This is a genomic window from Kitasatospora sp. NPDC092286 (genome assembly GCF_044755565.1).
Taxonomy (GTDB): domain Bacteria; phylum Actinomycetota; class Actinomycetes; order Streptomycetales; family Streptomycetaceae; genus Kitasatospora.
The window spans coordinates 48,516-60,512 of the sequence record NZ_JBIVRD010000032.1; the positions used below are offsets into that span (position 1 = coordinate 48,516).

Consider the following 11,997-nt stretch of genomic DNA (forward strand, 5'->3'; position numbering starts at 1 on the left):
TGACACCCGACGGGATCCGGCATCGGCCGCAGACCCGCGAACTCCGAGGATCACGGACTCCGGCCGGACCAGTCACCACGTATGCCCAGTAACCACGGACGCACAGACAACCGCTTGCCAGGACGGGAAGGACGGACACGATGACCGCGACAGAGGACGGGGTGCCGGCCTATCCGTTCGGTCCGGCCGACCGGCTCGACGTGGACCCGAAGCTGGCCGAGATCTGCGGCGAACAGCCGGTGCTGCGCGTGAGCCTGCCCTACGGTGGCGACGGCTGGCTGGTCACGCGGCACGCGGACGTCAAGACGGTGCTGGCCGACCCCCGCTTCAGCCGGGCCGCCGCGGTCGGCGAGGACGTGCCCCGCACGGTCTCCGCCGGGCTGCCCAGCACCTCCATGCTGAGCATGGACCCGCCGGAACACAGCCGGCTGCGGCGCCCGGTGGCAAACGCCTTCACGCTGCGCCGTGTCGAGGCGATGCGCCCGCGCATCGAGCAGATCGTGAACGGCCTGATCGACACCATGATCGCCGCGGGACCGCCCGCCGACCTGACTCGGACGCTGACCTGGCCGCTGCCGCTCACGGTGATCTGCGAACTGCTCGGCGTGCCCGTCGCCGACCGCGACCGGTTCAGCGTCTGGGTGGACGGCCTGCTGATGCTGTCCGATCCGGCCCGGTCCGCGCGGGCCCGCGAAGACCTCAACGACTACCTCGCCGGTCTGGTCGCCCTCCGCCGTACCGCCCCCACCGACGACCTGCTCGGCGAGCTGGTCACCGTGCGGGACGAGGGGGACCGGCTCAGCGAGGAGGAGTTGGTCAGCCTCGGGGTCAGCCTGCTGTCCGCCGGTCAGGAGGCCACCGCCAACCAGCTCGGCAACTTCGTCTACACGCTGCTGACCGAGCCCGGTCTCTGGCGGGAGCTCGTCGCCGATCCCGGCCTGGTGCCCGGTGCGGTCGAGGAGCTCTCCCGGATCATCCCGATCAGCGCCTTGGCCGGCTTCACCCGTATCGCCACCGAGGACGTGGAACTGAGCGGGCGAACCGTTCGCGCCGGCGACGCCGTGGTCGCCGAACTGGCCCTGGCCAACCGGGATCCCGAGGTGTTCGACCGCCCCGAGGAGATCGACTTCCACCGCGGGAACGTCCCGCACGTCACCTTCGGGCACGGCGTGCACTACTGCCTCGGCGCGCAGCTGGCCAGGACGGAGTTGCGCGTGGTGCTCGAGTCCCTGGTCCGCCGCCTGCCCGGTCTGCGCCTCGCGGTGCCGGCCGACCAGGTGTCCTGGCGGACCGAGCGCCTGATCCGCGGGGCTGCCGCGCTGCCGGTCAGCTGGTGAGGCTCTCACCGGCGGGAAGGGCCGCCGGAGGCTGTCGTCGCCCGCGTCCCCTGCCCCTCGACCAGTACCCAGTCCGACCTGCACGACTCGCCGACATCACCGGGACGCTACGGGAGGGCTGACCATGGCCGAACCACTGGAGGCGATCACTGCGGCGGTGCATGACCCGGGCAAGGGGCTTGCCGAGGTCATGGCGGCCGTCATGGAGGGCTACGGGGACCGGCCGGCCCTCGGCGAACGTGTCAGGGAACCTTCGACGGGGCGCCTGCTCCCGAGGTTCGGCACCATCAGCTACCGCGAACTGTGGACACGCGTCCGTGCGGTCGCCGGCACCTGGTACCACGACCCGGAGTATCCGTTGGGCGCGGGCGACCGGATCGGCATCCTGGGCTTCAGCAGCACCGACTACGCGACGCTCGACCTCGCCTGCATCCACTCGGGCATCGTGTCCGTGCCGCTGCAGTCCAGCGCGCCGCTGTCCCAGCTGCGGCCGATCATCGCGGAGACCGGGCCGCGCGTCCTCGCCGCGAGCACCGAGCGCCTGGACACCGCCGTCGAAGCCGTTCTCGGGGAAACGTCGATCCAGCGCGTGATCGTGTTCGACTACCGCCCCGAGGTCGCGGACCAGCGCGAGGCCTTCGAGTCCACCCGGCGGCGCCTGGCCGAAGCCGGCCGCCCGGTGGTCGTCGAATCGCTGGCCGCGGTGATCGAACGCGGAACCCGCCTGCCGCCCGCTCCCCTGTTCACCGCCGACGCCGGCGACGATCCGCTGGCCCTGCTCATCTACACGTCCGGCAGCACCGGGACCCCCAAGGGTGCCATGTACACCCAGCGGCTGGTCGGCACCGCGTGGAACGGGTTCACCTACGGCTCGGCGGACGTGCCCGCGATCGTCGTCCACTACATGCCGCAGAGCCACCTCGCCGGCCGCTATTCGCTGATGGGCTCGCTCGCCCGGGGCGGTGTCGGCCACTTCACCGCCAGGAGCGACCTCTCCACCCTGTTCGAGGACATCGCGCTGGTCCGCCCCACGGAGCTGACCATGGTTCCGCGCGTGTGCGACATGCTCTTCCAGCAGTACCGGAGCGAGCTGGACCGGCGGGCCGGCGAGCCGGGTGACGTCGAGGCGGCGGTGAGGAGGGAGCTGCGGGAGAACTTCCTGGGCGGGCGCGTCGCCAAGGCCTTCGTCGGGACCGCCCCGATCTCCGCCGAGCTGGCGGCCTTCGTCGAGTCCTGCCTGGATCTCCACCTGTACACCGGTTACGGCTCCACCGAGGCCGGCGGGGTGCTGCTCGACACGGTGGTGCAGCGCCCGCCGGTGATCGACTACAAGCTGGTCGACGTCCCGGAACTGGGCTACTTCCGAACCGACCTCCCGTATCCGCGCGGGGAACTGCTGCTCAAGACGGCCAGCGTCATTCCCGGGTACTACCAGCGGCCCGAGGTCACCGCCGAGATCTTCGACGAGGACGGCTACTACCGGACCGGCGACATCATGGCCGAGCTCGGGCCCGACCGGCTGGTCTACGTCGACCGCACCAAGGACGTCCTGAAGCTGTCCCAGGGCGAGTTCGTGGCCGTCTCCCGCCTGGAGGCCCTCTTCGTCGCCGGCCCCCTGGTCCGGCAGATCTTCGTGTACGGCAACAGTGAACGCGCCTACCTGCTCGCGGTGGTGGTGCCCACCCCGGAGGCGCTGGCCAGGAGCGGCGGGGACGTCGAGTCGCTCAAGCCGCTGCTCAGCGCGTCGCTCCAGCGGATCGCCGGGGAGGCCGAGCTCAACTCGTACGAGATCCCCCGCGACTTCGTGATCGAGACCGAACCCTTCAGCTCCGCGAACGGCCTGCTCGCCGACAGCCACAAACTGCTGCGCCCCAGGCTCAGGGAGCGTTACGGCGAGGCCCTCGAACGGCTCTACGCCGAACTCGCCGACGGGCAGGCCAGGCGACTGCGCGAACTGCGGCAGGCCGGGCCGGACCAGCCGGTGCTGGAAACGGTCGGCCGGGCCGCCCAGGCACTGCTGGGCTGCCCGGACACCGAGCTGCGCGCCGACGCGCACTTCACCGCCCTGGGCGGGGACTCCCTGTCCGCGCTGTCCTTCTCCAGCCTCATGAAGGAGATCTTCCACATCGAGGTTCCGGTCGGGGTGGTCATCAGCCCGACCAACGACCTGGCGCGGTTGGCGGGGTACATCGAGGCGGAGCGCGAGTCCGGGGCGAAGCGGCCCACGTTCGCCTCCGTCCACGGCGGGAACGGCTCCGAAGTCCGCGCCGGCGACCTCACCCTGGAGAAGTTCGTCGACGCGCCGACGCTCGCCGCCGCCCCGGCGCTGCCCCGCCCCGACGGTGCCGTGCGGGCCGTCCTGCTGACCGGGGCCAACGGCTACCTCGGCCGGTTCCTGTGCCTGGAATGGCTGGAGCGGCTGGCGCCCTCGGGCGGCAGGCTGATCTGCGTCGTCCGCGGAAGCGACGCGGTCGCAGCGGCGAAGCGGCTCGAGAAGGCCTTCGACAGCGGCGACGCCGAACTGCTCCGGCGGTACCGGGAGCTGGCCGACGGGACCCTGGAAGTGCTCGCGGGTGACATCGGCGAGCCGTACCTGGGCCTGGGCGAGGACGCCTGGAACCGGCTGGCCGACACCGTGGACCTGATCGTCCATCCGGCCGCCCTGGTCAACCACGTGCTGCCGTACACCCAGTTGTTCGGACCCAACGTCGTCGGCACGGCCGAACTGATCCGGTTGGCGCTCACCACGCGGATCAAGCCCGTCACCTACGTGTCCAGCGTCGCCGTGCAGGCCGGAGCCGCGGCTGCGGCCCTCGACGAGGACGCCGACATCCGCGGCACCAGCCCGGTGCGGCGGCTCGATCAGGGCTACGCCAACGGGTACGCGACCAGCAAGTGGGCCGGCGAGGTCCTGCTCCGGGAGGCACACGACCTGTGCGGCCTGCCGGTCGCCGTCTTCCGGTCGGACATGATCCTCGCGCACAGCCGGTACGCGGGGCAGGTGAACGTGCCCGACATGTTCACCCGGCTGCTGCTCAGCCTGGTCGCCACCGGCATCGCGCCGGGCTCGTTCTACCGGACCGGCGCCCGCGCGCACTACGACGGTCTGCCGGTCGACTTCACCGCCGAGGCCATCGCCTCGCTGGGCGCGCGGGCCACCGAGGGCTACCGGACCTTCAACGTGCTGAACCCGCACGACGACGGCATCTCGCTGGACACCTTCACCGACTGGCTCACCGAGGCCGGCCACCCGATCCAGCGGATCGACGACTACGACGAATGGCTCGCCCGCGTCACGGCCGCGGTCCGCGCCCTGCCGGAGAGGCAGCGTCCGCACTCGCTGCTGCCCCTGCTGCACGCCTTCGCGCAACCCCAGGAAGGCGGCCCGGGTCCGGCGGTCCCCGCCGAGCGGTTCCACGCCGCCGTACGAGCCGCCAAGATCGGCCCCGGCGAGGACATCCCCCACCTGTCGGCGGCCCTCATCCGCAAGTACGTCACCGACCTGCGCCGACTCGGCCTGCTCTAGGGCTTGGTCCCGCCCGTTGGCGGTGGCGTCACGAGAACGAAATGAGAACCCGGCATGGAACAGAACATCAGCGAGACGGCGATCCGGTGTCTGCGGCGGCTGGAGGAGTACGACTTCGCCGGCGTCCGGGCGATGTGCACCGACGGGGCCACCGTGTGGCAGAACGACGGCAAGGCGGAGCAGGCGATCGACGAGCGACTGGAACAGTTCAAGTCCTTCGTCACCACCCTCGATTCGCTGCGGTACGACGTGATCCGCCAGTTCCAGAATCCGAACGAGGTGCTCCAGCAGCAAGTACTTCACCTGGCCATGGCCGACGGGTCCCGCAGCGAACTCCACACCGCGGTGTACTTCCGGTTCGACGGCGGCCTCATCGACCGGATCGAGGAGTACGTCTACACCGTGCCGGCGGGCACGCCGGGATAGTCGGGCGGCGGCCAGGTGGCCGCGCGGCAGCCGGTCGCAACCGTGCCGTCCATGCCGCCCGTTCGGCGTCCGGCACCGCTCAGCGCGACCGGCGCAGCTCCTCCAGCTCACCGGTCATCCGGCCGAGGAAGCGCGCCACCGCGGCCAGCTCCGCCGCGGTGAACTCGCCGCGTACCGCCTCGGTCCGGCGCGCCACCGGGGCGAACCACTCGGCCGCCATCCGCCCCGCCCCCGGCAGGTAGTGCACCAGGACCTGCCGGCGGTCGGCGGCGTCCCTGGTCCGCCGGACGTGCCCGGCCCGCTCCAGCCGGTCCAGCACGGCGGTGACCGCCCCCGAGCTGAGCGCCAGCTCCTCGCCCAGCCGGCCGGGGGTGATCCCGCCCGGCCCGCCGGCCGGGCCGGGCGCCGCCCGCATGACGGCGAGCAGCGCCTGGACGTCGGTCGCGTGCAGCCCGCTCGCGGCGGCGAAGCCGTGGCCGAGCAGGTTCATCTCGGAGGCGAGGTCCTGGAGCAGCCGGCCGAGTACCGGGGTGTCGGACGGCCCCGGGGGCGGCGGGGTCGTGATCGGCTCCTGCTCCGACAAGGTCATCTTCTCCGGTCGCGGACGGCGTTCCTACCCGTTCAGCCTAACGGCCGGGATAGCGCCGGACGCGGCCGCCGGCCGCTCACACCTGGTCCGCGACCGGCTCCCGGACGGCCTGGCGGACCGTCACCGGACGCGGCCGGGCCGGCCACCAGACCCGGTCGCCGAGGTCCCGGACCAGCGCGGGCACCAGCAGCGAGCGCACCAGCAGGGTGTCCAGCAGCACGCCGAACGCCACGATGAAGGCGATCTGGGCGAGGAAGGCCAGCGGGATCACGCCCAGCGCGGCGAAGGTCGCGGCGAGCACCACCCCGGCCGAGGTGATCACCCCGCCGGTCGCCGTCAGGCCGCGCAGCACCCCCTCCCGGGTGCCGGCCCGCAGCGCCTCCTCGCGCACCCGGGTCATCAGGAAGATGTTGTAGTCCACCCCGAGCGCCACCAGGAACACGTATCCGTACAGCGGCACCGAGGGGTCGGTGGCCGAGAAGCCGAACACGTGCGGGAAGACCAGCGCGCTGACCCCGAGCGTCGCCAGGTAGGAGAGCGCCACGGTGGCCGCGAGCAGCACCGGGGCGAGCAGCGAGCGCAGCAGCAGCACGAGCACGGCGAGGACGCAGACCAGCACGACCGGCATGATCAGCGTCCGGTCGCGCTCGGCCGTGACGCGGGTGTCGTACTGCTGCGCGGTGTACCCGCCGACCAGCGCGTCCGCGTCCGGCACCGCGTGCACGGCCTGCCGCAGGCTCCGCACGGTGGCGATCGCGGCGTCGCTGTCGGCCGGGTCGGCGAGCGTGACGTCCAGCCGGACCTTCCCGTCCACCTCCTTGGCCGGCCCGCCCGGCGCCCCGCCGGTGTACGGGCGGACGGCCGCCACCCCGGGGACGGCACCGGCCGCCGCGGTGACGGCCTCGGCCCGCCCGGCGGCGGCGATCACCACGGCCGGGTTGCCGGAGCCCCCCGCGAAGTGCGCGGAGAGCAGCCGCTGGCCGGCCACCGAGGGCTGGGCCTTGATGAACAGTTCGGTCTGCGGCACCCCGCCCGCGTCCAGGGTGGGCGCGAAGGCCGCCAGCCCGGCGAGGACGGCCAGGCTCACCGCCCAGGTCGCGCGCGGCCGCCGGCCGACCAGCCCGGCCACCCCGGCCCAGACGGCGTGCACCGGCGCCCGCCCGTCCGCGGCCGGGCGGGCCGGCCAGTACGCGGCGCGGCCGAGCAGCACCAGCGCGGCCGGGAGGAAGGTGAGCGCGGAGAGCACCGCGCAGCCGATCCCGATCGCGCCGACCGGCCCGAGCGCCCGGTTGTTGGTCAGGTCGGAGATCAGCAGCACCAGCAGGCCGAGGGCGACGGTCGCCCCGGAGGCGGCGACCGGTTCGACGGACTGCCGCCAGGCGGTGCGCATCGCGGCGAACCGGTCGCCGTGCAGGTGCAGTTCCTCGCGGAAGCGGGCCGACAGCAGCAGCCCGTAGTCGGTGGCCGCGCCGATCACCAGGATCGACAGCAGCCCCTGCACCTGGCCGTCCACCCGGACCACGCCGTGGTCGGCGAGCAGGTAGACCAGCGCGCAGGCGATGCCGAGGGCGAACACCGCGCCGAGGATCACCAGCAGCGGCAGCAGCACACTGCGGTAGACGGCGAGCAGGATCAGCAGCACCACCCCGAGGGCGACACCGAGCAGCAGCCCGTCGATCCCGGCGAAGGCACCGCCGAGGTCGGCCAGGATCGCGGCCGGCCCGGTCAGGCCGACCGTGGAGTCCGGGACCTGCCCGGCGAGTTCGCGGACGGCCCGGACGCTGTCGCCGGTCTGTCTCCCGAGGTCGGAGCGGAACTGGACGACGCCCTGCAGGGCCCGGCCGTCCTCGGCGGGCACGGCCGGCGAGACCCGCCCGGTGGCACCGGTGACGCCGGCGGCCGCGCGCAGCACCCGCTCGGCGGCGGCCCGCTGGGCGTCGTCCACGGCTCCGGTGCGGCTCTCCCAGACCACGATCAGCGGCATCGCGGCCCCGGTCTGGAACTCCCGTCCGAGCCTCGCCACTTCGGTCGACTCGGCGCTGCGCGGCAGAAAGGCGGCCCGGTCGTTGGTGGCGACCTGGGAGAGCTTTCCGGCGTAGGAGCCGAAGACTCCGCCCAGCCCGAGCCAGACGACGAGCAGGGCCAGCGGGATCAGCAGCCTGGTGCGGCGCCGGACGGCAGGGGGGGCGGTGAGCATGGCGGGAACGCCCTTCGCGCGGGGGCGGGTCACGGACAGCGGGATCATATCTCTCGATGATCGAGAGACTTCACCGTCGAGAGGCCTCCCGCCCCGTCGGCGGAGCGGCCACCGGGAGCGCGCACCCGCCGAGGGCCTCCGGGATCCGGACACGCAGATTCACCCGATCGAGTGGCGGTTGGTGCGCATAGAAACAAATCGGCCCGGACACACTAGTCCATGGCTGACCCATCAGCCTCAACTCACACCCTCACCATAGGAGTTGTTCCCATGGCCCTCCCCATCGCCGACGCCAAGACCCTCAAGTCCGCCCTCGCCGTGACCGTCGACCAGGTCAAGACGTGGCACTCCCTCACGTTCGCGACCGTCCAGGACGCCGTGACCTTCGTCAACCTCGCGCCCGCCCAGGGCGCCGGGGAGTTCGGGTTCTCCTACCGCCCGGACGGGCAGGTGGACGCGATCTACTTCCTCTGAGCCCTCGCGGCACCGACGGCCCCGGGCTCCGGCCCGGGGCCGTCGCCCCGCCCGGCCCGGCCCGCGCACCCCGGTGGGTGCGCAGGCCGGGCCGGCACGGCGGTGGGGGTCAGCCGGCGATGGGCCCGGTGTCGAGGCGGATGTGGTCGACGGCCCAGTACCAGTTGTTGCCGGCGTCGTACATCCGGAACTTCAGGGTCACCGTACGGGCGCCCGCCGGAACGGCGAACTGCTTGGTGACGAAGGCGTTCTGGACGTCCTTGCCGGCGTTGTCGTTGCCGGTGGCGTCGCTGCTGTAGCTGAGCAGGCGGATCTCGGTGCCGTTGTCGAAGACGGCCGTCACGGCGGCCTTCTGCGGAGCCTCCTGACGGTAGTGCGAGTCGAAGGCGAGGTACAGCGTGCTCGCGCCGGAGGGGAGTTGGACAGCGGGCGAGACCAGGGTGGAGTCGAAGACGCCCTTGCGGGACGGCGCGCCGGTGTCGTCCCAGTCGTCGGGGTCGGCGACCGCGAGGACGCCCAGACCGCGGGTGAAGTTGCCCCGGTCCTGGCCGGCCGGGGTGGACCAGGCCCGCTTGGTGTGGAAGGTCCAGCCCTGGAGCCGGACGGTGCCCTGCGGCATGCCCGGCGCGTTGACCACCGACCAGCCCTGCGGGGCCTGCGGGGTCCAGCCGAGCACGCCGTCCAGCGGCTGGAGGGCCCCGGCCAGCGACTCGAAGTCCTCGCCGAGCAGGTGGCCGGCCATCGTGGGGGCGGTACGCGCGGCGATCTCGCCGTCGGCGACGGCGAAGCGGTTCCCGGCCAGTGCCCGGGCGGTGACCAGGACGCGGTGGGTGGCACCGTCGGGCAGCTGGGCGGGCGGGGTGACGTCCCATTCGGCGGTGCCGGTGGCGCCCGCCGCGAGCGTGGCGGGCGGCGCGGTGACGGCGGTGACCGTCCAGCCGGCCGGGACGACCGGCTGTGCCTCGATCGCGCTCAGCGCGGCGGCGGCGGTGAACCGGGCGCTGATCCGGGCGGGCCGCCCGGGCAGCAGGACGGCCTCGTCGATGGTGGTGGAGGCGGCCCTGAGGGCGACCTCCAGGGCGAGCGGGTCGGACAGGCCCAGCGCCGGGTCGGTGACGGTCCGCTCGTCCCACGGGAAGCGGCCGGCGATCCGGCGGCGGAAGGCGAGGTCGCCGCGGACGGCCACCGCGACGTCGTACCAGCCCTCCGGGCCGACGGTCAGGTTGACGGTCTTGTCGTCGCCCGCCGCGACCCTGACCTCGCGCAGCCCGTCCCCGTAGGCGAGGTCGCCGACCAGGAAGGTCTGGGCGGTGCGCGAGCGGTTGATCACGTCCACCTCCAGCACCTTGCCGTTGCGCTCCTCGGAGAGCGAGACCTCGTACGCGGCGGCGGCGTCGCCGCGCAGGTGCCAGAGCGCGCCGTTGGGGCCGTGGACGCGCAGGTCGTAGCCGTCGGGCCCGACCGTCCAGACGTCCGAGAGCCGGTTCTTGGCGCCCACCGTGTAGTGGCGGGGCGCGCTGCCGGGCTCGGGGTAGACGGCGAAGACGGCGCCCTGGCGGCCCTGGTTGATGAAGTCGACGGTCAGCTCGTTGCCCTTGAGCTTCGGCTTGACCAGCAGGTTGTACGGCGCGGGCCGGGCGGTGCGGGTGCCGCGCTGCTGCTGCGGGAGGACCTGCGGGCTGGGCACGGTGGGGGCGGGCAGCTTGCCGGTGTCCACGACCTTCTGCCGGTTGCCGCTGGTGTCGGGCAGCTCCGGCCAGACCGGGTTGCGGCCGGAGAAGTCGAAGACGTTGGTGAGGTCGCCGCAGACGGCGCGCCGCCAGGGGCTGATGTTGGGCTCCTGGACGCCGAAGCGCTGCTCCAGGAAGCGCAGCACCGAGGTGTGGTCGTAGACGGTGGAGTCGACCACGCCACCGCGCGTCCACGGCGAGACGACGACCATCGGCACCCGGACGCCGAGGCCCATCGGATACGGGCCGGAGACCACGGTCTCCCCGGCGGGCAGGGTGTCCGACCAGGTGAGCGAGCCGTCGGCGGCCTTCACCCGGTACCTGCCGTCCTGGCCGACCACCCGGTGGTAGGTCGAGCCGCCCTTGCTCACCCGGACCACCACCTCGCCGTCGACGGAGACGGTCGACTTGCCGCGCCCGGCCGCCAGCGGCGGGACGGGCGGCAGCTGGTGGTCGAAGAAGCCGCCGTGCTCGTCGTAGTTGAGGATGAAGACGGTCTTCTCCCACACCTCGGGCTTGGCCGCCAGCGCCGCGAGCAGCCGGGCCGTCAGGTGTTCACCGTTCGGCGGCGCGTAGTTGGCGTGTTCGGAGAGCGCGGCGGGCGCGATCAGCCAGGAGACCTGCGGCAGCCGGTCCGCCTGGACGTCGGCGGTGAACGCCTCGACCAGGGCGTCGCCCATCGCGAACGGGTCGTTCTTCTTCGCCGGGTCGCCGACGGCGCGCATGCCGCGCTCGTACAGCGGCTCGCCCGGCTTGGCCTTGACGAAGGGTGCGAACCAGGCCAGCGCGTTGTCGTCGAAGTTGTCCAGCGCCTGGTACGTCTTCCAGCTGACGCCGGCCCGCTCCAGCCGCTCGGCGTAGGTGGTCCACTCGTAGCCGCCGGGGATCTCGGTGTTGTCGGTCACCGGGGTGTCGCGCACGGTGCCGCCGCTGGTGCCGGTCATCAGGTGCTCGCGGTTGGTGTTGGTGTTGCACTGCACCGACGCGTAGTAGGCGTCACAGGTGGTGAACACCGAGGCGAGCGCGTTGTAGAACGGCATGTCGGTGCTCTCGTAGTAGCCCTGGCCGAGCCAGCCGCTGGCGCGGCGGGTGACCGAGCCGTCGGCGAGGCCGTCGTTCCAGGCCTTCATCGAGTCGACGAAGCCGAAGGCGGGGGCGCCCTGCTGGTACGCGTTGGTGTGTGCGGCGTTCATCGGGAACGGCAGCAGGTGCCCCTCCTTGCGGCCCGGGTCGGGCTGGTGGAACACCGAGCGCCCGTTGACCCCGCGCACCGCCGTCCGGTCGCCGAAGCCGCGCACGCCGGGCAGTGTGCCGAAGTAGTGGTCGAACGCGCGGTTCTCCTGCATGAACACCACGACGTGCTGGATGTCCGCCAGCCGGCCGGGCCGGGCCGGCGCGGCGAGCGCCTCGCGCACGCTCAGCGGGAGGGCGGACAGCATCGCGGCCGCCGCCGCGCCGCCGAGCAGGGTGCGGCGCGACAGTTCGGGCATCGGACTCATCGGGGGGTGACTCCTTGTTCGCGGGCGCTGGGCCACCGTTCGGCCCAGACCCGTTATGTCTATGCGCCCCAGATGGACGGGACCGGCGTGTTGGATGGCGCTTCGGTGACGGCCCGTGGACTCCAAGCTGTCCAGACAACTTGACGACCGGACAGGCCCCCGCACCGCCCCTGACCGGCCCCGGACGGCAGCCGTCCCCCCTCCGCCACCGGACCCCGG

The 11,997-nt window shown here is 72.8% G+C and carries 7 protein-coding genes; 4 read left to right on the top strand and 3 right to left on the bottom strand.

Features of this window, described 5'->3' with window-relative positions; genetic code table 11:
- The first annotated feature begins 140 nt into the window (after nucleotides 1-140).
- The 3 genes from ACIQIB_RS28045 (at nucleotide 141) to ACIQIB_RS28055 (ending at nucleotide 5,289) form a co-directional block, all read left to right on the top strand.
- Nucleotides 141-1,337 carry a cytochrome P450 gene (locus ACIQIB_RS28045; protein ID WP_363610329.1) on the top strand — a complete coding sequence of 399 codons (1,197 nt, stop codon included), beginning with the start codon at nucleotides 141-143 and terminating at the stop codon, nucleotides 1,335-1,337.
- A gap of 124 nt (nucleotides 1,338-1,461) precedes the next feature.
- Nucleotides 1,462-4,863, top strand: a complete 3,402-nt coding sequence (gene car / locus ACIQIB_RS28050; protein ID WP_400761407.1) for a carboxylic acid reductase — start codon at nucleotides 1,462-1,464, stop codon at nucleotides 4,861-4,863.
- A 54-nt stretch (nucleotides 4,864-4,917) separates the two neighbouring features.
- Complete coding sequence (locus tag ACIQIB_RS28055) at nucleotides 4,918-5,289, top strand: nuclear transport factor 2 family protein (RefSeq protein ID WP_400654951.1); 372 nt, start codon at nucleotides 4,918-4,920, stop codon at nucleotides 5,287-5,289.
- Nucleotides 5,290-5,368: 79 nt separating this feature from the next.
- Here ACIQIB_RS28055 and ACIQIB_RS28060 read toward each other — a convergent pair whose 3' ends face one another.
- Together ACIQIB_RS28060 and ACIQIB_RS28065 are read right to left on the bottom strand one after the other, a co-directional pair.
- The gene (locus ACIQIB_RS28060) at nucleotides 5,369-5,878 is read right to left on the bottom strand and encodes a MarR family transcriptional regulator (protein ID WP_400761410.1); all 510 of its coding nucleotides are present in this window, start codon (nucleotides 5,876-5,878) and stop codon (nucleotides 5,369-5,371) included.
- Between the two features lie 76 nt (nucleotides 5,879-5,954).
- The gene (locus ACIQIB_RS28065) at nucleotides 5,955-8,075 is read right to left on the bottom strand and encodes an MMPL family transporter (RefSeq protein ID WP_400761467.1); all 2,121 of its coding nucleotides are present in this window, start codon (nucleotides 8,073-8,075) and stop codon (nucleotides 5,955-5,957) included.
- 270 nt (nucleotides 8,076-8,345) lie between these two features.
- On the opposite strand from ACIQIB_RS28065, the gene ACIQIB_RS28070 reads away from it, so the two are divergent.
- Nucleotides 8,346-8,549: a hypothetical protein gene (locus tag ACIQIB_RS28070; protein ID WP_363610337.1), complete on the top strand. Its 204-nt coding sequence runs from the start codon at nucleotides 8,346-8,348 to the stop codon at nucleotides 8,547-8,549.
- A 109-nt stretch (nucleotides 8,550-8,658) separates the two neighbouring features.
- Here the strand turns inward: ACIQIB_RS28070 and ACIQIB_RS28075 are convergent, their stop codons facing one another.
- Nucleotides 8,659-11,778 carry a phosphocholine-specific phospholipase C gene (locus tag ACIQIB_RS28075; RefSeq protein WP_400761412.1) on the bottom strand — a complete coding sequence of 1,040 codons (3,120 nt, stop codon included), beginning with the start codon at nucleotides 11,776-11,778 and terminating at the stop codon, nucleotides 8,659-8,661.
- Between the last annotated feature and the right edge of the window lie 219 nt (nucleotides 11,779-11,997).